Source organism: Streptomyces sp. NPDC007157 (genome assembly GCF_040634235.1).
Classification (GTDB): Bacteria; Actinomycetota; Actinomycetes; order Streptomycetales; family Streptomycetaceae; genus Streptomyces.
On sequence record NZ_JBEYFE010000031.1, the window covers coordinates 61,489 to 84,226 of the forward strand.

The window sequence follows — 22,738 nt, forward strand, 5'->3', positions numbered from 1 at the left end:
GCCGCCGGTGATGCACGTATTCCCCTATCTGGTCGCTGTCTGGATCTTCCTGACGGGCTGTTACGGCCTTGCCACCAGCCGGAACCTGATCCACGCCGTCGGCTGTCTGGCCGTCGTCCAGTCGTCGACGTACGTCCTGCTGCTCGCGGTCGGCTACCGCGACGGCGGCACCGCACCCGTCTTCTCCGATCTCCGGCCCGGCACCCGGCCGCTGGTCGACCCGGTGGTGCAGGCACTCGCCCTGACCGACGTGGTCGTCGGCGCGACCGTCACCGCGCTGCTGCTCGCGCTGGTCCTGCAGGTCGCCAAGCGGCACGGCACGGTCGATCCGGACGAACTGACGGAGCTGCGCGGCTGATGCGCCACCTGCTGCCGCTGCTCGTGGCCGTCCCGCTGCTCGGTGCCACCCTGCTGGTGGCCGGTGGCCGCCGACTGCACCGGGTCCTCGCCGAGAGCTTCGCCTGCGTGGTGTGCGCGGGCACCTGCGCCCTCGCGCTGGTCCTGCTGCTCAACTCCTCGCCCCCGCTGGTCGAGTGGGCCGGCGGCTGGCGGCCGGTCGGCGGGGAGAGTGTCGGGATCGTGCTGACCGGGGACGGCCCGGCGCTCGGCATGGCCGCTCTCGCCTCACTGCTGACCCTGGCCGCGCTGGTCTACTCATGGCACTACTTCGCGGAGCCGCCGCGCCGCCACGCGGGTTCCTTCCCGGCGCTGATGCTGGTCTTCCAGGCCGGGATGTGCGGCTTCGCGCTCGCGGGCGACCTGTTCAACGCGTTCGTGTTCTTCGAGCTGATGAGCGTCGTCGCCTACGCGCTGACCGGCTACCGCATCGACGAGGCGAAGGCGGTGCAGGGGGCCCTGACCTTCGGCGTGGTCAACTCCCTCGGCGCGTACGCCATGCTGACGGGTATCGCCCTGCTGTACGCCCGCACCGGCGAACTGGGCATGGCGAAGATCGGTCGCGGCCTGGACGCGCACGGCCGCCCCGACGCGCTGGTCCTGGCCGCCTTCGTGCTGGTGCTCACCGCACTGCTGGTCAAGGCCGCCGCCGTGCCCTTCCACTTCTGGCTCCCGGACGCCCACGCCGTCGCCCCCACCCCGGTCTGCATGCTCCTCTCCGGAGTCATGGTCGAGCTCGGCGGCTACGGGGTGTGGCGGGTGTACGGCACGGTCTTCGCCGGACCCGGCGGCATCCCGGCCGCCGACCTGGAACGGGCACTGGTCGTCCTCGGCACGCTCACGGCCGTGCTGGGCGCGTTCATGTGCTGGCACCAACGGCACATCAAGCGGTTGCTGGCCAACTCCACGATCGCCCACACCGGGCTGTTCCTCGTCGGCCTCGGCGTCCTGACCCCGGCGGGCGACTCCGGAGTCGCCCTGTACCTGCTCGGGCACGCCGGGGTGAAGGCCGCCCTGTTCGCCTGCGCGGGGATCCTCCTGGACCGCTACGGCAACGTCGACGAACGCGCGCTGCACGGCCGGGCCCGGGAACTGCGCGCGGTGGGCGTCCTGTTCACCCTCGGGGCGCTGGCCCTCGCGGGGCTGCCGCCGTTCGGCACCGCGCTCGGCAAATCGGTCGCCGAGGAGGCGGTGGGCGCTCCACTGACCGTGCTCTACGTCATCGTGTCGGCGGTGACGGCGGGGGCGGTGCTGCGGGTCGCCGCCCGGGTCTTCCTGGGCCTCGGGGACCGGCCGCCCAAGGGCGACGCGTACGAGACCACCGGGACCGGCGAGGAGCCCGAGACCGAGGGCCGGCTCGGGCGGATCCCGGGCACGATGACCGCCGTCCCCGCCGTGCTGCTGGCCGGCGCCCTGGCCATGGGCCTCGCCCCCGGCTTCCCGGCGGCGCTGGCCCGTGCCGTCGACAGGGGCAGGACCCCGGCCGCCGTCCACTGGACGTCCACCGGGGTCCTGCTGGGCTGCCTCTCCACCCTCCTGGCCGTCGGCCTGGCCGCCCTCGCGGTCACCCGCCCCGGCCGCTTGGGGGCCCGGGGCCGGGCGCTGCCGCTGCGCCGCCTGCAGTCCGGGCACGTCGGGGACTACGTGGCCTGGCTGCTGGTCGGCGCCGCGACGCTCGGGGCGCTGGCCCTGCCGGGTGTGCTGGGCGGCTGATCACACAGTCCTGATCAGACCGTGCCGTAGGACACATGCACCTCCGTGAAGCCGAGGGAGTGCAGCAGGCCCTCCAGCATGTCGGTGGTGTTGGTCTCGGCCCGGGTGGTCAGACCGCTGGTCTTGGCCGCGTCCGAGATGTGCTTCACGGCCAGCTTCTGCACCGCCTGCTCGCTGTTGGGGTTGTCCGAGAACAGGTCGCCGAGCCGGTCCAGCAGACCGCGCTGCTTGGAGACGGCGTAGGAGTGGTCGGCGTCCAGGGTGGCCTTGCCGAGCTGCGCGTGCGGCAGCCGGATGGTGGCCTCGGTGCGGTCGTCGTTGACCGTCACGTCCTTCTCGCCGATCTTCCCGAGGTCGACATAGGAATCGACGTTGCCCGCCCCGACGTACAGGGTGCGGGTGCCGCGGATCGCGCTCGGCAGGTACTTGGCGTCCTTCTCCAGGTCCACGACGACCTGGAAGTTGCCCGACGCCGCGTCGTAACGGCTCATGTCCTGGATGGACTTGAGCAGCGCGGGGCCCGTGTTGTCACGGGTCTCCGTGCCGAACAGGTCCTTGATGCCCGGTAGCACCGCCAGCTTGATCCCGGCGAACAGCACCACGAGCACCAGCACGAACGCGGTGAGCAGCTTCGCCCAACCGGGCATGCGCCGGGGCCGGGCCTTGACCGGAGTCTCCTTCTCGGAGGTCTCCTTGCTCTCCTTGGTGGAACTCGCCATGTGACGGTCCTCCTTTCCAACGAGACGAATGCCCGCCGAACGCCTTGCCAGACCGTGTTGTTGGCCGATTGAGACAGCTGACGCAGGACTGATACACGCTTTGGCGTGGAGTGACCTCCCGTCGGCGTGCCAGGAGCCCCGGATGACCGCAGAAGGCACGTCCCGGCCCCTTTGTCCGATGCACCGTGTGACGTGTCCCGATGTCCGCGCTCGGCAACATCGTCGTCCACCTCCTCACCGACGGGCACGCCAACTGGCCGTGTGCCGGGGCACGAGGGCCCGTTTCCTGGCCGGCTAGACCCGCGCCGCCAGTTCCGCGAGCCGGCGTGCCGACGCCGAGCCCGGATCGGCCGTGACGAGGACGACCTCCTGGTCGTCCTCCGGCACCAGCAGGACGTCGCAGTTCAGCCGGAGCCGCCCCAGCTCCGGATGGTCGAGGACCTTGGTGCGATGCCCCGGCGCATGCACCGGATGGGTCGCCCAGATGCGCCGGAACTCCTCACTCCCCGCGCGCAACTCCTCCAGCAGGGCGGCGAGTTGCGCGTCGTGCGGATACCGCTCGGCGGCCCGCCGCAGCCGGGCCACGACGATGTGGCCGAATTCCCCGGCAGCGGAACTCGCGTACATCCGGCCCTGGCCCAGGAAGCGCCGCCGCGCCAGGTTGGTCGTGCCGCGTCCCAGGTCCCCGCCGAACAGCAGCTGGGCCAGGGGGTTCCAGGCCACCAGGCCGTAGGAGGCGTCGGTGACGATCGCCGCGGTGTCGGGCAGCCGCTCCAGCATTCCGGCCACGTGCGGGCGCACCCGCCGGACCGCCACGGGGGCGGGCGGCGCCGCGGCCGAGCCGGCCAGCCGGAAGAGATGGCTGCGCTCGGCGGGGGCCAGCCGCAGCGCCCCGGCCAGGGCGTCCAGGACGCGCGGGGAGGGGCGGGGGCCGCGGGCCTGCTCCAGACGGGTGTAGTAGTCGACGGACATGTGGGCCAGCTCCGCGACCTCCTCACGCCGCAGGCCGGGCGTCCGGCGCGGGACGGTGCCCGGCGCGAGTCCCACCGTCCGCGGACGCAGTGCCGCCCGGCGCTCCCGCAGGAAGCGGGCCAGTTCCTGCCTCGCCATACCGCCGCCTCCCCGGTCCGCCTGGTACAGGTGGTCCCTGGCAGGACGGACGCGGCCGGGGAACCGTGGCTGTCATGAACGATCGCACAGCACTCGTCACCGGTGCCAACAAGGGCATCGGCTTCCATACCGCCCGGCTCCTCGTGGAGGCCGGCTTCAGCGTCCACGTGGGCTCCCGGGACATCGAGCACGGCGAGCGGGCCGCCGCGGAGATCGGCGGCGACGCCCGGCTCCTGGCCCTCGACGTCACCGATCCCGGCAGCATCGAGCGCGCCGCCGCCCGCCTCGACCGCCTGGACGTCCTGGTCAACAACGCCGGCGTCCAGCCGGTCACCGGCCCGCCCACCGAGACCGGCGTCGAGGACCTCCGGCGGACCTACGAGACGAACGTCTTCGGTGTCGTCGCGGTCACCAACGCCTTCCTGCCCGCGCTGCGCCGCTCCGCCCACCCGCGCGTCGTGAACGTCTCCAGCGGCACCGCGTCCCTCACCTGGAGCACCCACCCCAATCCGCAGTTCGCCCCCGGCAGCCCCCGGTCCGCCGCCTACCGCTCCTCGAAGGCCGCGCTCAACGCGCTGACCTTGTTCTACGCCCAGGAGCTGGCCGACGACGGCATCAAGGTGAACGCCCTCGCCCCGGGGCGCCGGGCCACCGACCTGGTCCCCGGGGCGGCCGCGGGGGGCGGCGATCCGGCCGAGGGGGCACGCGGGGCCGTACGGCTGGCGCTGCTGCCCGACGACGGGCCGACCGGCGGGTTCTTCTCCTGGGACGGCACATCCGTGCCGTGGTGAGAGCGCAACGGTCCGTAGCATGAACGCGTAGCCCGTATTGATCATGCGAGGAGCGGATCGTGCGAGACATCGCCGTCTTCAGCGGCAGCGCCCATCCCGAGCTGGCCGAGGAGGTCTGCGCGCACCTCGGGGTGCCGCTCAGCCCGACACGGGTCAGCCGGTTCGCCAACGACTGTCTGGAGGTACAGCTCCAGGCGAACTGCCGGGAGCGGGACGTCTTCCTGATCCAGCCCCTGGTCCGGCCGGTGCAGGAGCACCTGGTGGAGCTGCTGCTGATGTGCGACGCGGCCCGTGGTGCCTCCGCGGGCCGCATCACCGTCGTCATGCCGCACTACTCCTACGCCCGCTCCGACAAGAAGGACGCCCCGCGCATCTCGCTCGGCGGTCGCCTCGTCGCCGATCTGCTGGTGGCCGCCGGTGCGAGCCGGGTCCTCGCCATGACCCTGCACGCCCCGCAGGTGCACGGCTTCTTCTCGGTGCCGGTCGACCATCTGCACGCCCTGCGGGAGCTGGCCGCGCACTTCCGGCGGTACGACCTGTCGCGCACCACGGTCGTCTCGCCCGACCTCGGCAACGCGAAGGAGGCCGCCGCCTTCGCCCGGCTGATCGGCGCCCAGGTGGCGGCCGGCGCCAAGCAGCGGTTCGCCGACGACCGGGTGATCATCAGCTCCGTCATCGGCGATGTGGCCGACCGGGACGTCATCGTGCTCGACGACGAGATCGCCAAGGGCAGCACGGTAGTCGAACTCCTGGAGCGGCTACGGGAGTTGGGGCCGCCCCGCTCGATCCGGATCGCGTGCACGCACGGCCTGTTCGCGGCCGGGGCGCTCAAGCGGCTGAGCGAGCAGCCCGACGTGCTGGAGATCGTGTGCACCAACACCGTGCCGGTACCCGTCGAGGAGTACACCGACAAGCTGCGGGTCCTGTCCATCGCCCCGGCACTGGCCGAGGCCGTACGCCGTATTCACAACGGTGAGTCCGTGAGCGCCCTGTTCGACGAGCCGCGCAACGTCTAGACAGGAAGGAGGAGTTGCGGCGCTGACCCGCGCTCGGCTCCACCGAGGCGGACGGGAGGCCCCCAGTGGCGAAGGCCAGGTTCGAACGGACGAAACCCCATGTGAACATCGGCACCATCGGGCACATCGACCACGGCAAGACGACACTCACCGCGGCCATCACCAAGGTGCTGCACGACAAGTTCCCCGAGCTCAACCCGTTCACCCCGTTCGACCAGATCGACAAGGCGCCCGAGGAGCGGCAGCGCGGCATCACCATCTCCATCGCGCATGTCGAGTACCAGACCGAGCGCCGGCACTACGCCCACGTCGACTGCCCGGGCCACGCCGACTACATCAAGAACATGATCACCGGGGCCGCCCAGATGGACGGGGCGATCCTGGTGGTCGCGGCCACCGACGGGCCGATGCCGCAGACCAAGGAACACGTCCTGCTGGCCAGGCAGGTGGGCGTGCCGTACATCGTCGTCGCGCTCAACAAGACCGACATGGTCGACGACGAGGAGATCCTGGAACTGGTGGAGCTGGAGGTGCGCGAGCTGCTCAGCGAGTACGAGTTCCCCGGCGACGACGTCCCGGTCGTCCGGGTCTCCGCGCTCAGGGCCCTGGCGGGCGACCCCGAATGGACCGCGTCCCTGCTCGAACTCCTCGACGCCGTCGACGAGTTCGTGCCCGAGCCGGTGCGGGAGGTGGACCGGCCGTTCCTGATGCCGATCGAGGACGTGTTCACCATCACCGGCCGGGGCACGGTCGTCACCGGCCGGATCGAACGCGGCGTACTGCGGGTCAACAGCGAGGTCGAGATCATCGGCATCCACCCGCAGAAGACCAGGACCACCGTCACCGGCGTCGAGATGTTCCGCAAACTGCTCGACGAGGGCCGGGCCGGCGAGAACGTCGGCCTGCTGCTGCGCGGGGTCAAGCGTGACGACGTCGAGCGCGGCCAGGTCGTCATCAGGCCCGGATCGGTCACCCCGCACACGGAGTTCGAGGCCCGGGCGTACATCCTCTCCAAGGACGAGGGCGGCCGGCACACCCCGTTCTTCCAGAACTACCGGCCCCAGTTCTACTTCCGCACCACCGACGTGACCGGAGTCGTCACGCTGCCGCCGGGCACCGAGATGGTGATGCCGGGCGACAACACCACCGTGCACGTCCAGCTGATCCAGCCGGTCGCGATGGAGGAGGGGCTGAAGTTCGCGATCCGTGAGGGTGGCCGGACGGTCGGCGCCGGTCAGGTGATCAGTATCCTCAAGTAGGCTCCGCACAGCCTTGCCTGACACGACGTCATAACGACCCGGACGTGGCCTCCGGGCGGCCGAGGGCCGCGTCCAGCGTCGCCAGCGGCGGCAGCAGCTGCGACAGTCCCGTCACCCTCAGCACCCGCAGGGTCAGCGGGTGTGTGCACACCAGCTGGAGCTGTCCGCCGCGCTCCAGCACCCGGCCGCGTGCCCGGTACAGCAGCCGCAGCCCGGAGCAGTCGAAGAAGTCGACGGGCAGCATGTCGATCACCACCCGGGTGCTCTCCCGCCCGGTCACCCGGTCCAGATAGGGCGCCATCTCGGTCGCCGCCGCGATGTCGATCTCGCCCCGGAACTCCAGCACCGTGTAGCCGCGGTCCTGGTGGATGCGCAGGTGCCGGGTGAGCGGCCCGGGATCCTGTCGGGGTTCCTGGCGCACGACGGCATCACCTCCCACCCCAGCCGGTCCAATTCCGTTCCCCGCCTTGCAAGTTACCCTCGATGGAGGGAATTTGAGCATGTTCGATTGACATATGTCTGCTGCTTCGGTGCGTCATTTTCTGTGGCGTGCGCGACAGTCGACGAACGGGCACGTGGGAGCGCTGCCGCTGCGCTACGAAAGCGCGTGCCAGGCCTTGCCCAGCGTCTGGCGGAACTGCTCCTCCTGGTGTGCGGTGAGCTCGCGGACCATCCGCTCCTCCAGCTCCCGCACCGGCCCGGCGACGCCGGCGAGCAGCTCGCGCGCCTCGTCCGTGAGCAGGATCAGCAGCTCGCGCCGGTTGTGCGGGTTCCGCTCCCGGCGGATCAGCCCACGGCTCTCCAGCGACCGTACGAGGTCGGCCATCGACTGGGCGGTCACGAAGGAGTCCCGTGCCAACTGGGCGGCCGAAAGGCCGTCATGGCGCTCCAGGACGGTCAGGGCCGTGTACTGCAGCGCCGTGATCCCGGCGGGCTTCACCAGCTCGTCGAGGTGTGAGCGCACCACGAGCTCCAGCTGCTTGACCATGTAGAGCAGCGAGGGGCGTGTCTTTGTACCGACCATGCGTGCACCCTAGACCATTGACAGGAATCCTGTCTGTAATCAGACTGCGGACCAGGTGCTGAACCAACAGGAATCCTGTTTGTTGAAATCTTGGCGACCAAGCGGTCGACGCCGGCCGCGCCATCGACGCTGGGGAGTGGGCAATGACGACCACCTTCGAGACCGGACCAGGGCAGCTGTTCATCGGCGGACAGTGGCGGGACGCCGCCGACGGCGCCCGCACGGAGGTGATCGACCCGGCCACCGGCCAGGTGATCACCACCGTCGCGGAGGCGGGCGCCGGTGACGTCGACGCCGCCGTGCGCGCCGCCCGGGAGGCTTTCGACGCGGGGGAGTGGTCGGGGCTCAGCGGCCGGGAGCGCGGCCGGGTACTGCACCGGATCGCCGAGCTGATCCGGGAGAACGCCGAGGAGATCGCCGCCCTGGAGAGCCTGGACGTCGGCAAGCCGATCACACTGGCCGGGGCCGTCGACGTCACCAACGCGGCCAACGACTACGAGCACTTCGCCGCTCTCGCCCACTCCCTGGACGGCGCCGTCCGCGACACCCCGCTGCACGCCCTCGCCTACACCCGGCGCGAGGCGATCGGCGTCGTCGCCGCCATCACCCCGTTCAACTTCCCCCTGGTCCTGGCCGGTTCGAAGATCGGCCCGGCCCTCGCGGCCGGCAACACGGTCGTCCACAAGCCGGCCGACGAGACCCCGCTCAGCGCCCTGTACATGGCCCGGCTGTTCCGGCAGGCGGGCGTCCCCGACGGTGTCGTCAACGTCGTCACCGGCGCCGGACCGGTCGCCGGCGAGGCCCTGCTGCGCCACCCGGGCGTCGACAAGGTCGCGTTCACCGGCTCCACCGCCGTCGGCCGGCATGTGGCGAGCACCGCCGGGGAGGCGCTCAAGCCGGTCACCATGGAACTCGGCGGCAACGCGGCCCACCTCGTCTTCGAGGACGCCGACCTGGAGAAAGCGGTCGGCGCGGTCATCAAGGCGTTCGTCTTCAACACCGGCCAGTTCTGCATGGGCGGCCCCCGGCTCCTTGTCGCCCGCCCCGTCCACGCCACCCTGCTCGGCATACTCGCCGGCGCCGTCCCCGGCGTCCCGGTCGGCGACCCTCGCGATCCGGCCACCGTGGTCGGGCCGATGGCGGCGGAGAAGCATCTGCGCAAGGTCGAGGAGTACGTCGAGACAGCCCGCAAGGAGGGCGGCCGCATCGTCTGCGGCGGCGAACGCCTCGACCTGAACGGCGGCTTCTACTACCAGCCGACCGTCATCGCCGACCTGCCGAACGACTCCCGGGTGATCCAGGACGAGATCTTCGGTCCGGTCCTCACCGTGCAGCCCTTCGACTCCGAGGACGAGGCCGTCGCCCTCGCCGACTCCACGCCCTACGGCCTGGCCTCGGGTATCCAGACCGGCGACCTCACCCGCGCCCACCGGGTCGCCGCCCGCCTCCAGGCCGGGATCGTCTGGATCAACGACTGGGCGATGCTCGACCCCGCCGTCCCCTTCGGCGGCGTCAAGGCCTCCGGCTTCGGCCGCGAGTACGGCCCCGAGTCCCTCGCCGCCTACACCAAGGTCAAGTCCGTCGTCGTCTCGCTCGGCTGAGCCCCGCCCACCAGGAGTCCGCACGATGCCCATCACCACCCGAGCCGCCGTGGTCGAGTCCGGCGGCGCGCCCTTCACCCTCAGCGACGTCGAACTCGACGAGCCGGGGCCGTACGAGGCGGTCGTCCGCATGGTGGCCACCGGCCTGTGTCACACCGACCTCAGCGTGGCGAGCGGTGCCCTTCCCTTCCCGCTGCCCGGGGTCCTGGGCCACGAGGGCGCGGGAGTCGTCGAAGCCGTCGGCTCCGCCGTCACCGCCGTGGCCCCCGGCGACCATGTCGTGCTGTCCTTCACCTCCTGTGGCAACTGCCGCAACTGTCACGGCGGCCACCCCGCCTACTGCGCCACCTGGCTGCCGCTGAACCTGATCGGCGGCCGCCGCGCCGACGGCACCGGCACGGTCGTCCGCGACGGCGAGCCGCTCGGCGGCCACTTCTTCGGCCAGTCCTCCTTCGCCGAACGGGCGTTGGCGGACGAGCGCAGCCTGGTCAAGGTCGACCCCGAGGTTCCGCTGGAGACGATCGCCCCGCTCGGCTGCGGGGTGCAGACCGGGGTCGGCGCCGTGTGGAACGTACTGGAGCCGGCCACCGGCAGCACGATCGTCGTCCTCGGCGCCGGCGCGGTGGGGCTGTCGGCGGTCATGGCGGCCGCGCTCACCCCGGCCACCACGGTCGTCGCCGTCGACCGGGTCGCCGAACGCCTCGAACTGGCACGGGAGGTGGGCGCCACCCACACCGTCGACGCGACCCGGGAGAGCGTGCCGGAAGCCGTCCAGCGCCTCTCCGGGGGCCACGGCGCCGACGGCATCGTGGAGACGACCGGCAGCGTCGCCGTGCTCCGCCAGGGCGTCGACGCACTGGCCGCCCGCGGCACCCTGGTCGTCGTCGGCGCCCCGCCCTTCGGTACCGAAGTCCCCCTGGACGTCAACGGGTTGCTGGCCGGCAAACGGATCGTCGGCCTGACCCTCGGCGACAGCGAGACCCAGGCCTTCATCCCGGCCCTGGTCCGGCTGGTCAGGGACGGGCGCCTCCCGCTGCACCGGCTGATCAGCACCTACCCGTTCGCCGAGATCGACCGGGCGGTGCGGGACATGAGCACGGGCAAGGCGATCAAGCCCGTGCTCACCTTCTGACTCCCGGGGCCTCTGACGCCCCTGGGGGTCAGTCCACCACGAGGACCAGCTTCCCGGTGGTCCGGCCGGTGCCGCCCAGCTCATGCGCCTTGGCGGCATCGGCCAGCGGGAAGGTCCCCGCGACGGTGGCGCGCAGCTTCCCCTCCGCCACCAGCCCGGCCACCGCCCGCATCCCGGCCCGGTCGGCGTCCACCAGCATCCGCACCGCCCGCACCCCCAGCCGCTCGGCCTCCTCGTACAGCTCCGCGGAGCCCACCGGCAGGATCGACACCAGGATCCCGCCCGGCCGCAGCACCCGCAGCGAATCGACGGAGGTGTCACCACCGATCGTGTCGAGTACGACGTCGACGTCCCGCACCGTCTCCGTGACGTCCACGGACCGGTAGTCCACCGGCTCGTCCACGCCGATCTCGCGCAGGAAGTCGTGCTTGGCGGCGCTCGCCGTGCCGATCACGTACGCCCCACGCGCCTTGGCGATCTGCACCGCCACATGCCCGACCCCGCCGGCCGCCGCGTGCACCAGCACCCGCTGCCCCGGCTGTACGTCGGCGTTCTCCACCAATGCCTGCCAGGCCGTGAGCGACACCAGCGGCAGCGCGCCCGCCTGGACGTGGTCGACCACGTCAGGCTTCGGCACCAGGGCGCGGGCGGGGACGATCGCGTACTCGGCGTGCGTGCCGTGGCCGAACGGGTACGACACCATGCCGAAGACCTCGTCACCGGGCTTGAAGGCGGCGACACCGATCCCGGTCTCCTCGACCGTGCCGGAGACGTCCCAGCCGAGGACGAAGGGCGGCTTGCCCAGGAAGCCACCGGTCTCCCGGTGCTTCCAGTCGGTCGGGTTGAGGCCGGCGGCCCGCACCCGGACCAGCACCTCGTTGGGGCGCGGCTGCGGCCGCGCCACCTCGATCACCTTGAGTACCTCGGGGCCGCCGAGGACGTCCTGACTGACCACACGCATCGTGTTCACATTGCTCATGGTCACCCAGCCTGCCGGGATGTGCCCGCCCGGGAAATGGCACGATGGCCAACCTTCGATGGAATCGTGCCAGTGCTCGCTCCCGGCGAGCGTGAACGTTCCGACCCGCTCCGCCGTCCAAGGACGGCAACGGTGACGAGCAGCGGGGGCGGGCATGCGCAGAGGGCTGGCGGCGACGGTACTGGTGGCGGCCGCGGCGGTGGGCTGCGACGGCGCGGGCGGGCCGGCCCTCGTGGTCGAGGGGACGCCGCCTGCGACGCCGTACCGCGGGCCGCTGGACATCCCCACGAACGAGGTCGACGAGAGCACCCCGCAGGCCATGCGCACCGCCTCCGGCGCGGCCGGCCGTGCGCTGGAGTGCGACGGGGAGATCTACTGGGGGACCGGGCCCGACGGCTGGAGCGAGGGCGACGGCGGCGACTCTCCCGAGGCGGGTCTGCGGCTCTTCTTCGACATGTTCGAACCGGAGGTGCCGCGCAGCGGCTACCGCGTGGAGCGCAGGGAAGCGGACCGGGTGCTCTACTCCTACGACGTCGGCGGGCGCACGAAAGTGGCCGTCGTGGTCGCCAGGGACCAGAAGGGCAGGCCCGGCTGGGGGCCGGAGACCAACGCCACCTGCGATCCCTCCGAACTCCCGGCGAGCGTGACGTCGGGACCGGGATGGCCCGAGATCTGGACCGACTCCGGCGGCCGCCGGGCACCGGTCTCGAAGATCACCAGCTCCTCCGGCCCCGAGCACTGCGGCTGGCAGTCGGCACACTTCCTGACGCTCGGCGGCACGACCTACGTCCGCGATCCGCAGGGCGTTTTCACCGAGGGCTCCGAACTCGCCGGACGCTACGACGGTGACACCACGATGCCCGCCGACGCGCACGACACCGGATACCGCTTCCGTGACTGGCGCCTGTGGCTGACGGACGACGGCGACACGGCGTACGTCCGCACCTCGTACGGCGTGGAGGCCTGGCCCAAGGAGCGGCGCGGCTTCGCCTGCGGCTGACCGCTCAGCGGCTCATGTGCAGGGCGACCAGCAACTGCCAGACCTGGTCGGCCACTTCGTCGGGGCCGGCGTCGAGCAGGCCGTGCAGCCAGTCGGCCAGCACCCCCGCGAAGGTGGCGGCCACCGCCGAGGCCACCAGCGGGGCGTCCGCCGCGCCGGCCAGCTCGCGCTCGGCCAGGCTGCGGGCCCGCAGGTCCCGGTGCAGCACCTGGCCCAGCGGGCCCCCGCCGCCCGGCGTGAGCAGCTCCCGGTACAGGGCCGTGTGCGGAACCAGCCCCGCGAAGAACTCCAGCAGCGCCGGCGGCGCATGGACCGGATCGGGCCGGCCCCGCCAGGCGTGCAGCGCGTCCACCGCGTCCCGTACGACGTCCGCGCAGGTGTCGACCGCCAGCGCCTCCAGGCCGTCGTAGTGGACGTAGAACGTGGCCCGGCCCACCCCGGCGCGGCGCACCAGCGCGGCCACCCCCACCTCCGCCAGCGGCCGCTCGGCGCACTCCGCCAGCAGGGCCGCCCGCAGCCGCGCCCGGGTGCGGGCGGTGCGCGGGTCCTCGACCGCGGGGCGGGGCACCGGGCCGGTCACCGGGCGGCGAGGACGGCGGCCAGGGCGAGGGCACCCGGCAGCGCCTGCGCGAACAGGATCCGCCGGTTGGCGGTGACCGCGCCGTACACCCCCGCGACCACCACGCACGACAGGAAGAACACCTGGGCCCGGAAGCCCGTCGGGTCGGGCGCCACCAGCCCCCATACCAGGCCGGCCGCCAGGAAACCGTTGTACAGGCCCTGGTTGCCGGCCAACGGCGCGGTCCGCCGGGCCAGCTCCGCGTCGAAGCCGTGGAAGCGCATGCCCGGCCCCTTCTGCCACAGGAGCATCTCCAGCACCAGGATGTACACGTGCAGCGCGGCTATCAGGCCGACCAGCACGTTCGCCAGGATTTCCATGATCGACGGACCCTCCCACTCACTTGGACAGGTGTCCACTATAGCTGGACAGATGTCCAGGAGGTGATCCGGCCGCCCGGCGCCCGGCCTAGGCGAACATGTCGGCAAGTCACAGGCAGGAATGGGTATTTGTTGATTTGCCACCAACTGGCGGAGCGTGACGGAACCCTCACTTCCTCTGCTCGCCGAGGTTGATCCTTTCGGGTTCAAACCCGATAAGCTCCCTTCCGTCACGGCCGGTTGACGCACCCCGCGGTGGGTCCGTGCCGCCGTGTGTACTCATGAGTGCGGCCTTCGCACACTGCCCCTGTTCACTGTTGTTCGATTGTGTTGCTTCGAAGGATGCAGATGGAACTCGCCACTCCGCCGCCGGCGGCGCGGGCCCCTGTCGCCTGGTACAGCTGGTGGCTGATGCCGCTGGCCTTAGGGGGAGGGACGGTCGCCGCCACGTTCATGAGCTCCGAGCGAATAACCGCGGCCGTCGCAGGCGCCGCGGCCACCGTCGCGAGCTCCGTGTGTGTACGGCTCCTGATCCGCTCGCAGCGTCAACTGCGCAGCGCCGAAGGGTCGTTCCGCAGCTCGCAGGCCGAGCACTCCCAGCAGTGGCAGCAGCATGTCTCGGGCCTGGAGCGCAAGTTCTCCGCCGAGCGCGCCACGCTGGAGGGCCAGCTCAACGAGCAGGCCGCCGCCTTCGAGTCCCGGCTCGGCGAGCGGACCGCCCACTACGACGCCCAACTGGCCGAACAGGCAAGGGCGTACGAGGAGCGGCTGGCCGACCAGCTGAAGTCCTCCGACGCCCAGCTCGCCGACCAGGCCGAGGTCTGGCAGGACCAGCTCTCGCACCAGCGGGCCGCGATCTCCCGGCTCGCCGACGAGCAGCTGCCCGAGGCGCTGAAGCGGCTGCGCGACGGCGACGCCATCGACGACCTGCTGCCCGTCACCGAGCAGTGTGCCAAGGTCGGCAAGGACGTCCAGGCCGACCTGCGCCGCATCCTGCGCACCTCGCTGATCGGCGTGGAGACGGAGTTCAACCGCTCCACCTCCGCGGAACAGGCCGTGATCAGCATCGGCAACCGCATCCACGTCCTGACCAGCAAGCTGCGCGGCCGACTGCACGAGATGCAGGGCGAGCACGGCCGACTGCCCGCCGTGGCCCGCGGTCTCATGGAGCTCGACCAGGAGCTCGGCCCCGCCGACTCGCTCGCCGGCAGCATCGGCGTGCTGGGCGGCTCGGACCGGCCCGGCCGCCAGTGGCAGGAGCCGCAGCGCCTGCTCAGCGTGGTGCGCGGCGGCATCGGCCGGATCAAGGACTTCCACCGCGTCGAGGTCCGCCATCTGCCCGAACTCGGCGTCGACGGCGGTCTGGTGGACCACCTCACGCTGATCTTCTCCCACCTGCTGGACAACGCGGCCCGCTACTCGCCGCCCACCGAGCCGGTCGTCGTCTCCGGCAAGGAGGTACCCAACGGCGTCGGCATCGAGATCCAGGACTCCGGCAAGGGCCTGAGCGAGGAGAAGAAGCGCGAGGCCGAGCACTCCCTGGCGGGCACCGAGGCCGGACCCGGTATCGGGGGCATCTCCGAGGACGCCAACATCGGCCTGCGGGTCGTCGGCATCCTCGCCCGCCGCTACGGCATCCGGGTCACCTTCGCGGACTCGCCCTGGCTCGGTACCTCGGTGGTCGTCGTGGTCCCGCACAAGTTCTTCAGCCCGCTGCCCGCGGCCGGCCCGGCCCCGGTATCCGCGTCGGCCGCTCCGGCCGCCGCGTCCCCGGTGCAGGCGCACGGCCCGGTCGCCGTCGAAACCGTCACTCAGCCGGAGTCCGGCGAGGCCCCGGACACCACCCCGGGCGGACTGCCCCGGCGGCGCAGCCGGCGCCGCGAGGAGGAGCAGCCCGAGGAGCGCACCGTCCGCACGGAGGGCGCCGCGTTCCCCGCGGTCCCGCCCGAGGAGTCCTTCGCGGGCCTGGCCGCCTTCGCCACCGCGGGCCGCGCGCCCGTGGCGGACGAAGCCGCGGACAGCGAGGCCGAGTTGACCGGAGACGTAGACGACGCGGCACCCGCGACCCCGGCCGGCGCCGATGACGCCGCCGCCGGAAGCGAGTCCGCCGAGCACCGCACTGAAGAGAGCGACTAGTCCACATGACGCAACAGGGAACCGACGTGAGCTGGGCGCTCCGTGATCTGGTGGAGAGCATCCCGGAGATCCGCTTCGCCCTCGTGGCCTCCAGCGACGGCAAGGCCATCACCTCCTTCGGCGCCGAAGACCCGGACGACGTGGACCGCTTCGCGGCCGTGGTGGCGGGACTGCAGGCGCTCGCCCAGCCGGTTGCCGAGCAGTTCCCCAAGTACGCGGGGCAGCTGCGGCTGGCGATGATCGAGGTCGACGGCGGTCACCTCTTCGTCGTACGGGCCGGTGTGGAGACGTACCTCGGGGTCCTCGCGCGCGAAGGGCTCGACCAGGGGCTGCTCGGGCATCAGATGAGGGACCTGTCGCGGCGGATGGGCGAGCTGCTCGGCACCTCTCCGCGTCTGGAGGAGCACTCTGGATGAGTGCTCCCCGTCGGCCAACAGACCCGTCCGGTCTAGAGCGTTATTACGTCCTCACCGGGGGACGCAGCGGACCGGGCGGGTCGGCGTCGAGCCTCGACGTGGCGACCCTCGTCGTCTCCCGCACCGCCCCGGTCCCGGGGATGCAGCACGAGCACGAGGAGATAGTCCGGCGTTGCCGCGATCCGTTGTCGGTGGCCGAACTCACCGCCCATCTCGGATTGCCCTTCAACATTCTCGCGGTGCTGTTGGCGGATCTGCTGGACGCAGGCCGTATTGAAGCCCGTGATCCGATTCCGGCCCACCACGCCGGCCGCGGGCCCGACCTCGCGCTCCTCCAGGAGGTACTCAGTGGACTTGAAAGGCTTTGACCATCCCGGCGACCCCGGTGCCGGGGGGACCCGCTCGGTCAAGGTGATGATCGCCGGGGGATTCGGCACCGGTAAGACCACCATGGTCCGCTCCGTCAGTGACATCAAGCCGCTCACCACCGAGGAGACCCTGACCCAGGCGACCGTCGGCGTCGACAACCTCATCGGCGTCGCGGACAAGGCCGAGACCACGGTCAGCCTCGACTTCGGCAAGATCAGCCTCAACGAGGGCCTGATGCTGTACCTGTTCGGCACCCCCGGACAGGAACGGTTCTGGTTCCTGTGGAACGGCCTGTTCAAGGGCGCGCTCGGTGCGATCGTCCTGGTGGACACGCGCCGGCTGGCCTCCAGCTTCCGGGCGATCGAGGAGATGGAGCGGCAGAACGTGCCCTTCGTCATCGCCCTGAACGTCTTCCCGGACTGCAAGGAACACCCCATCGAGGAGATCCGGGACGCCCTCGACATCTCCCCGCACACTCCGATCGTGGCCTGTGACGCCCGTGACCGGGCCTCCAGCCGTGACGTACTGATCGCCCTGATACGTCATTTGAAGGAACGCTCCGCCGTCGCACTGGAGCCCCGATGAACGACCAGAACCCCGACAGCCCCGACGCCCCGCGCGGCTGCCCGGTCGCGCACGGTTCGCCCGAACTGACCCGGCTGTACGGGTCCGAGGCGGCGACCGACCCGTTCGGCATCTACGAGCGGCTGCGCAAGGAGCACGGCTCCGTGGCGCCGGTGCTGCTGGAGGGCGACATCCACGCCTGGCTGGTGCTGGGCTACCGGGACGGTCGCCGGGTGCTCGACAATCCCCGTCAGTTCGCCCGGGACGCGCGGATCTGGCGGGACTGGAAGGAGGGTCGGGTCGCGGAGAACCATCCGTTGGTTCCGATGGTCGCCTGGCGCCCCGACTGCGTGTCCCAGGACGGCGAGGCGCACCGCCGGCTGCGCGGTGCCGTCAACGACGGGCTCCAGGCCGCCGTGGGCCGCGGTATCCGGCGCCACGCCACGCACTTCGCCAACAAGCAGATCGACGCGTTCGCGGACAACGGCCGCGCCGACCTGGTCGCGGACTACGCCGGCTACCTGCCGATGCTGATCCTCGCCCGCATTCTGGGCCTCACCGAGGCGGAGGGGCGCCGGCTCGTCGAGTCCAGCGCCCTGCTGTTCCAGGGTGGCGAGGACGCGATCGTGCACGACGGCATCATCCGGGAGATCCTCGGCGCACTCGTCGAGCGCAAGCGGGCCGAGCCCGGCTCCGACTTCACCACCGGCCTGCTGGAGCATCACGCGGCCCTCGACCACGACGAGGTCGTGAGCCATCTGCGCCTGGTGCTGGTGGCCGGGCACAGCACGACCAGCAATCTGCTGGCCCAGGTGCTGCAGCTCGTCCTCACGGACGCCTCGCGGCTCTCCGGCCTGACCAGCGGTCAGCTGACCATCACCGCGCTGGTGGAGGAGGTCATGTGGAACTCCCCGCCGCTGTCCGTCCTGCCGGGGCGCTTTGCCGTCAGCGACGTCGAACTGGGCGGGCACCGCATCGAGGAGGGCGACCTGCTCGTCCTCGGACTCGCACCAGGCAACCTCGACCCCGAGGTCCGGCCCGACCCGGACGTCTCGGTGCAGGGCAACGAGTCGCACCTGGCGTTCAGCGCCGGCCCGCACGAGTGCCCCGGGCAGAGCATCGGGCTGTCCATCATCGAGATCGCGGTGGACGTCCTGCTGCACCGGCTGCCGGGCCTGCGCCTGGCCGTGCCGCCGGAGGAGCTCACCTCGACCGCGTCCACCTGGATGTCCGTGCTGAACAGCCTGCCGGTCGAGTTCGCGGCATAGACCCGGACACGCCGTTGCCCGGTCGGGTTACCCGACCGGGCAACAGGAGCTGAGGCGTCAGCCGTCGAGCCAGTCGCCCGCGACGCCCGTGGGACGGTATCCCGTGGCGTTCCAGAGGAAGTGCGGGTGGGCGCAGCCGAACATGTAGGCGAGCAGGGTGGTGTCCTCCCGCCCGGTCAGAGGGTCATGCAGGGTGTGGAACCTTTCGGATCCGACCACGCCGGCGTCCTGCTGGACCTCACGGGCGCGGGCCGGGGACGGATCGGTGCTGGACGCCTCCACGGCGGCGATGTAGGTGCGGCGCAGGATCTCCCAGGTGCTGTCGGTGTTGCCGTGCCAAGGGCCGTGCACCGCCTCGAAGGCATGCAGCTCGGCGTCGAAGAGGGGCCATGCCCCGGGGTGCTGGGCCCGGCAGCGTGCGGACAGCTCGGCGGTCCGGGCGCTCAGTGCCGGTACGGTGGGCCGGGGGGCGATGGTGAGGGTGGTGCCGTTGGTCAGGATGCCGGTGCACGGGTTGGGCTGCAGGTCGCACAGCGGGCATCCGTCGGCCGGGGGGAGGCCCTCGGTGATGCCGTCGAACCACAGGGCGTGCCGTCCCGTGAGCCCCATCCAGACGACGGTGGTGGTCAGCAGCCAGGTGTTCCACATCGGGTGATGCGCCTCGGGCGTGCAGCCGTACTTGACGAGGGCTATGGCGCAGGCAGCGTAGAAGGCCTTGGTGTGGGTGGGCATCTCGGCGAGCCAGAAGTTGCTGATCTCGCCGGTGAGGGCGTCGGCTCGGACGTCGGCCATGTCGTCGATGACCCGGCACAGCAGCAGGGAGGCGAGGTTCTCCTCCTGCCAGAGTTCGGTGTCGGGCGCGACGTGCCAGAACAGGCAGTCCAGCATCTGCAGGAGTGAGTAGGTGCCGTGCCCGAGCGGGTTGGTCTGGGGCAGCGTGACGCTGCCCGCGTCGTGCTGCTGGAGCCAGTACTCGTCGACGGACCGCTTGTGGGCCGCGAAGAGTCCGGAGACCAGGGCCCGTGCGCTGTTGGTGCTGAAACTCTCGGCCAGGCGGCCTTTGACGTGCTGGGTGAGGCGCGTGGTGTCGATGGTGTCGATCACGCGTTTGTACTCGTGGAAGACGAGGATGTCGTCCTCGAAGCGGTGCCGGTGGCCGAGGTCCCGTTCCAGGTCGTTCATCTGACGGGTCCAGGACCAGCCACCGGTCAGGACGCTGTCGAGTTCCCGGCGGTACGGCCAGGTCTTGACCGCGAGGGGACGACCGGCGCTCTGCCGCCAACTGTAGTCACCCGGCGTGCGTGCGGGGGGCGTGGGCAGCCGACGGCACAGCGGGCAGGCGCAGGCGGTTGCCGCCTCCTCCTTGCGCGGCGGGGCGAGTGCCCGGCTCCGCCAGGCCCCTTCCAGCATCGTGCAGGTCAGTCGGCAGATCTCGATATCGGTGCTGACCTGGGGGAAGGCTGCTTCGATCATGCGCAGGCTGGTGTCGAGTCGTTTCAACCTGGCGTAGCCCTCCTCGTCGGGCGGGAGGAACGCGCGTGGCGCCAGTTGGAGGGCTCCCTCCACATGCAGCGTGGTGCCGGCGCGGGGGGATCCGAGTGCGTCCAGCCGCTGCTGAGCGGTGTTCTGGGCCCTTCGGTACTCCTCGGTGCTCCCGTTGATGCGTTTCACGAAGAGGCCGGCCAGGGTGTTCCCCGCCTCCGCGGGCCGGAGCTGGGCGCTGGGCTGCGCCGGGAGCAGGCTGTCGGCGGACGCCTTCTGAACAGCACCTACGCCTTGAGATGTCACACCGGTCTCCTTCGAGCTGTGGTCCTGGCAACGGAATCGACCGACCGTCGTCGTTGGCCGGTCGGGTCCGGGAATCTTCTGTTTCTTCCGCGACGGCCTCGCCGAACAGCCGGACTCACACGACCGGCTCCGGCTCCTGCTGCGAACGACCGTGAGGGGCACTACTGCTGCGTTGACGGCCCAGGAAGTGGAGCGGGTCGCCCTACCCGCCCTCCGAGGACGAACCGCCCGTGCCCGCCCGTGCCCGCCCGGGTTCGCCAACGCGGCGGCCCGCTCGTCCATGGCGGATTCGCCCTCGACACCGCGGGCCTTCCGTGACCGGCCCGCCTTGTCGAAGCACTCCTGCTACCGGACGAGCGCCTGCGGCGCCGCCTCAGCTGTGTCGATCAGGAAGCGCTCGCGGCCCGTCAGGCGTGGCGCGACCCCCGGATCCGAGGTGCGCGGCCTCTCCGGCAAGGCCCGAGGATCCGACGCCGGCCGCCCCGTATGCCCGATCAGCGCCCGCCCTGCTTCGATCGGGCAGGGCACCCACGGTCTGCGGCAGGTCCCAGGACGTGTACTTCTCGAACCCGACTTTGCCGGTCACCGGGTCCATGTCCCGGATCCGGCAAGGCCGTTGGGTGCGCGCGAACTCCGGATGATCACTGACGGAGGTCTCGAAGGGCAGGTCGAAGGTGACGTCCTGAGGCATGTGTTTCCTTTCGGGAGACAGAGCGCAGAGTCCCCCCGTCCCTGCGAACGGGTGGCCTGTCGGCCACCCGCGCACTCGAACTGGCCTTCGTGGCTCGAAAGTTGAGTCGTGAAGCGGTACGAGGCTGCCCAGAGCGTAAATGATCTACGCGTGACCTCACCGTGATGTGTGTTACTGCTCACGCCTCCTGAGCCGAGTACACTCGCGCGCCCCCCACGTATGTGTGCGCGACACGTGTGTCCGCGATGCGCCAGGGGTCCCCGGCGAACGGATCGCGGTCCAGGACCACCAGGTCCGCGAGCGCCCCGACCGTCACCCGGCCGGTGTCGTCGAGGTGGTTCACGTACGCCGATCCGGCCGTGTACGCCGTGATCGCGTCCCGGAGCCCGAGCCGCTCCCGGGGCAGGAACACCGGCGCGTCGCCGCCCGGTTCGACCCGGTTCACCGCGACATGGATGCCCTGGATCGGGTCGGGGCTGCTCACCGGCCAGTCGCTGCCGGCCGCGAGCCGCGCCCCGGAGCGCAGCAGCGCCCCGAACGGGTACTGCCATCCGGCCCGTTCGGACCCCAGGAAGGGGATCGTCAGCTCGTCCATCTGCGGCTCGTGCGCGGCCCACAGCGCCTGGATGTTGGCGGTGGCGCCGAGCCGGCCGAAACGCGGGATGTCGGCGGGGTGCACGACCTGGAGATGCGCCAGGTGGGGCCGCGTGTCACTGGGGCCGTTGGCGGTCCGCGCCGCCTCGACGGCGTCCAGCGCGTCCCGTACGGCCCGGTCGCCCAGCGCGTGGAAGTGGCACTGGAATCCGAGCGCGTCCAACTCCGTCACGTACTCGGGCAGTCGCGCCGGGTCGATGAAGCTCTTGCCCCGGTTGGCCGTGGCGCAGCCGCACTTGTCGAGGTACGGGTCGAGGAGCGCGGCCGTGCCGTTCTCGGCGACCCCGTCCAGCATCAGCTTCACCGTGCCCGCCCGGAACCTGCCGTGGCTCAACGCGGCCCGCCTCTCGACGAGTTCCGGGATCTGCTCGGCGCCGCGTTCCCGGTCCCACCACAGCGCGCCCACCACCCGCGCGGTCAGCGAACCGTCCCGGGCCGCCGCCAGGTACGCCTGCGCCGGGTCGTCCATGCCGAGGAAGTCCCCGACCAGCGCGTCCTGCCAGGCCGTGATACCCAGCGCGTGCAGATACCGCTGGGCGTGCAGCAGGGCCGCGAGCCGGTCCGCCGGGGTGGCGGGCGGCGCGAGCCGGCCGACCAGCCGCATCGCCCCCTCCTGGAGCGTGCCGCTCGGCGCGCCGGAGGCGTCCCGCTCGATCCGCCCGTCGGCCGGGTCGGGCGTGTCGCGGTCGATCCCGGCCAGCTCCAGGGCCCGGCTGTTGACCCAGGCCCCGTGATGGTCCCGGTTCGGCAGATACACCGGCCGGTCCGGTACGACGGAGTCCAGCAGCTCCCGGGTCGGCGTACCGCCCTCGAACGCCTCCATGGACCAGCCGCCGCCCAGGATCCACTCCCGCTCCGGACGCGCCTCGGAATAGGCGCGCACGGCGGCCACGGACTCCGCGGCGGTCCGCACTCCCGTCAGGTCGCACTGGCTCAACTCGAGCCCGGCCGGCACCGGATGGACGTGCGCGTCCTGGAAACCGGGCAGCAGCAGCCGCCCGGCGAGATCGACCACCTCGGTGCGCGGCCCGGCCAGCTCCCGCAGCTCCTCGGCGGAGCCGACGGCGGTGACGCGCTCACCGGTGATGGCGACGGCGGAGGCTGCCGTCGGTCCCTCGGGGGTGAGGACGGGGCCACCGGTGAAGAGCAGATCTGCGTGCATCGTTCCTGTTC

At 71.4% G+C, this 22,738-nt stretch carries 23 protein-coding genes; 13 read left to right on the top strand and 10 right to left on the bottom strand.

The window, feature by feature from the left end; all coding sequences use genetic code 11:
* Window positions 1–10: 10 nt before the first annotated feature.
* On the top strand, window positions 11–358 hold the full coding sequence (locus ABZ642_RS39025) for a sodium:proton antiporter (RefSeq protein ID WP_360494028.1): 348 nt from the start codon (window positions 11–13) through the stop codon (window positions 356–358).
* A complete protein-coding gene (locus tag ABZ642_RS39030) occupies window positions 358–2,109 on the top strand; it encodes a complex I subunit 5 family protein (RefSeq protein ID WP_360493887.1) in 1,752 nt (583 codons plus the stop codon). The genes ABZ642_RS39025 and ABZ642_RS39030 overlap by 1 nt, the downstream gene beginning before the upstream one ends.
* Window positions 2,110–2,123: 14 nt before the next feature.
* Here ABZ642_RS39030 and ABZ642_RS39035 read toward each other — a convergent pair whose 3' ends face one another.
* The gene (locus tag ABZ642_RS39035; RefSeq protein ID WP_360494031.1) at window positions 2,124–2,756 is read right to left on the bottom strand and encodes a DUF4230 domain-containing protein; all 633 of its coding nucleotides are present in this window, start codon (window positions 2,754–2,756) and stop codon (window positions 2,124–2,126) included.
* Window positions 2,757–3,122: 366 nt separating this feature from the next.
* On the bottom strand, window positions 3,123–3,938 hold the full coding sequence (locus tag ABZ642_RS39040; RefSeq protein ID WP_360493890.1) for a helix-turn-helix transcriptional regulator: 816 nt from the start codon (window positions 3,936–3,938) through the stop codon (window positions 3,123–3,125).
* 74 nt (window positions 3,939–4,012) lie between these two features.
* Between ABZ642_RS39040 and ABZ642_RS39045 the strand changes: the two genes are divergently transcribed.
* From ABZ642_RS39045 to tuf, 3 genes are all read left to right on the top strand, one after another.
* Entirely contained in the window at window positions 4,013–4,729 is a 717-nt protein-coding gene (locus ABZ642_RS39045; RefSeq protein WP_360493893.1) for an SDR family oxidoreductase, read from the top strand.
* A gap of 59 nt (window positions 4,730–4,788) precedes the next feature.
* A complete protein-coding gene (locus tag ABZ642_RS39050) occupies window positions 4,789–5,745 on the top strand; it encodes a ribose-phosphate pyrophosphokinase (RefSeq protein WP_360493895.1) in 957 nt (318 codons plus the stop codon).
* A gap of 65 nt (window positions 5,746–5,810) precedes the next feature.
* Window positions 5,811–7,004 (top strand): elongation factor Tu, encoded by a 1,194-nt coding sequence (tuf, locus tag ABZ642_RS39055; RefSeq protein ID WP_360493898.1) that lies wholly within the window; start codon window positions 5,811–5,813, stop codon window positions 7,002–7,004.
* Window positions 7,005–7,032: 28 nt separating this feature from the next.
* Here the strand turns inward: tuf and ABZ642_RS39060 are convergent, their stop codons facing one another.
* Both ABZ642_RS39060 and ABZ642_RS39065 read right to left on the bottom strand, forming a co-directional pair.
* Window positions 7,033–7,425, bottom strand: coding sequence for an anti-sigma factor antagonist (locus ABZ642_RS39060; RefSeq protein ID WP_360493901.1), 393 nt, complete (start codon window positions 7,423–7,425; stop codon window positions 7,033–7,035).
* Window positions 7,426–7,599: 174 nt separating this feature from the next.
* A complete protein-coding gene (locus ABZ642_RS39065) occupies window positions 7,600–8,028 on the bottom strand; it encodes a MarR family transcriptional regulator (RefSeq protein ID WP_360493904.1) in 429 nt (142 codons plus the stop codon).
* A 143-nt stretch (window positions 8,029–8,171) separates the two neighbouring features.
* Here ABZ642_RS39065 and ABZ642_RS39070 point away from each other — a divergent pair, with 143 nt between their 5' ends.
* Together ABZ642_RS39070 and ABZ642_RS39075 are read left to right on the top strand one after the other, a co-directional pair.
* Window positions 8,172–9,629, top strand: coding sequence for an aldehyde dehydrogenase family protein (locus ABZ642_RS39070; RefSeq protein WP_360493907.1), 1,458 nt, complete (start codon window positions 8,172–8,174; stop codon window positions 9,627–9,629).
* 25 nt (window positions 9,630–9,654) lie between these two features.
* Window positions 9,655–10,761, top strand: a complete 1,107-nt coding sequence (locus ABZ642_RS39075; protein WP_360493910.1) for an NAD(P)-dependent alcohol dehydrogenase — start codon at window positions 9,655–9,657, stop codon at window positions 10,759–10,761.
* A 28-nt stretch (window positions 10,762–10,789) separates the two neighbouring features.
* Here ABZ642_RS39075 and ABZ642_RS39080 read toward each other — a convergent pair whose 3' ends face one another.
* Complete coding sequence (locus tag ABZ642_RS39080) at window positions 10,790–11,740, bottom strand: NADP-dependent oxidoreductase (RefSeq protein ID WP_360493913.1); 951 nt, start codon at window positions 11,738–11,740, stop codon at window positions 10,790–10,792.
* Between the two features lie 154 nt (window positions 11,741–11,894).
* On the opposite strand from ABZ642_RS39080, the gene ABZ642_RS39085 reads away from it, so the two are divergent.
* A complete protein-coding gene (locus ABZ642_RS39085) occupies window positions 11,895–12,740 on the top strand; it encodes a hypothetical protein (protein ID WP_360493916.1) in 846 nt (281 codons plus the stop codon).
* A gap of 4 nt (window positions 12,741–12,744) precedes the next feature.
* Here ABZ642_RS39085 and ABZ642_RS39090 read toward each other — a convergent pair whose 3' ends face one another.
* Both ABZ642_RS39090 and ABZ642_RS39095 read right to left on the bottom strand, forming a co-directional pair.
* Window positions 12,745–13,308 (bottom strand): TetR/AcrR family transcriptional regulator, encoded by a 564-nt coding sequence (locus ABZ642_RS39090; RefSeq protein WP_360493919.1) that lies wholly within the window; start codon window positions 13,306–13,308, stop codon window positions 12,745–12,747.
* An 8-nt stretch (window positions 13,309–13,316) separates the two neighbouring features.
* The gene (locus tag ABZ642_RS39095) at window positions 13,317–13,679 is read right to left on the bottom strand and encodes a DUF1304 domain-containing protein (protein ID WP_360493922.1); all 363 of its coding nucleotides are present in this window, start codon (window positions 13,677–13,679) and stop codon (window positions 13,317–13,319) included.
* Window positions 13,680–14,027: 348 nt separating this feature from the next.
* On the opposite strand from ABZ642_RS39095, the gene ABZ642_RS39100 reads away from it, so the two are divergent.
* From ABZ642_RS39100 to ABZ642_RS39120, 5 genes are read left to right on the top strand one after another with little or no spacing between them, the layout of a single operon-like run.
* Window positions 14,028–15,815, top strand: coding sequence for an ATP-binding protein (locus tag ABZ642_RS39100; RefSeq protein ID WP_360493925.1), 1,788 nt, complete (start codon window positions 14,028–14,030; stop codon window positions 15,813–15,815).
* 5 nt (window positions 15,816–15,820) lie between these two features.
* Window positions 15,821–16,231, top strand: coding sequence for a roadblock/LC7 domain-containing protein (locus ABZ642_RS39105; protein ID WP_046733906.1), 411 nt, complete (start codon window positions 15,821–15,823; stop codon window positions 16,229–16,231).
* Window positions 16,228–16,599: a DUF742 domain-containing protein gene (locus ABZ642_RS39110; protein WP_355709351.1), complete on the top strand. Its 372-nt coding sequence runs from the start codon at window positions 16,228–16,230 to the stop codon at window positions 16,597–16,599. The genes ABZ642_RS39105 and ABZ642_RS39110 overlap by 4 nt, the downstream gene beginning before the upstream one ends.
* Window positions 16,580–17,185, top strand: coding sequence for an ATP/GTP-binding protein (locus ABZ642_RS39115; protein ID WP_351697096.1), 606 nt, complete (start codon window positions 16,580–16,582; stop codon window positions 17,183–17,185). The genes ABZ642_RS39110 and ABZ642_RS39115 overlap by 20 nt, the downstream gene beginning before the upstream one ends.
* Entirely contained in the window at window positions 17,182–18,432 is a 1,251-nt protein-coding gene (locus tag ABZ642_RS39120; RefSeq protein ID WP_360493930.1) for a cytochrome P450, read from the top strand. Before ABZ642_RS39115 ends, ABZ642_RS39120 begins: the two co-directional genes overlap by 4 nt.
* Window positions 18,433–18,489: 57 nt before the next feature.
* On the opposite strand, the gene ABZ642_RS39125 is transcribed toward ABZ642_RS39120, so the two are convergent.
* The 3 genes from ABZ642_RS39125 to ABZ642_RS39135 form a co-directional block, all read right to left on the bottom strand.
* Window positions 18,490–20,220 carry a hypothetical protein gene (locus tag ABZ642_RS39125; RefSeq protein WP_360493933.1) on the bottom strand — a complete coding sequence of 577 codons (1,731 nt, stop codon included), beginning with the start codon at window positions 20,218–20,220 and terminating at the stop codon, window positions 18,490–18,492.
* A gap of 373 nt (window positions 20,221–20,593) precedes the next feature.
* Window positions 20,594–20,911, bottom strand: a complete 318-nt coding sequence (locus ABZ642_RS39130) for a hypothetical protein (RefSeq protein WP_360493936.1) — start codon at window positions 20,909–20,911, stop codon at window positions 20,594–20,596.
* 178 nt (window positions 20,912–21,089) lie between these two features.
* The gene (locus ABZ642_RS39135; RefSeq protein ID WP_360493939.1) at window positions 21,090–22,727 is read right to left on the bottom strand and encodes an amidohydrolase; all 1,638 of its coding nucleotides are present in this window, start codon (window positions 22,725–22,727) and stop codon (window positions 21,090–21,092) included.
* Window positions 22,728–22,738 lie beyond the last annotated feature (11 nt).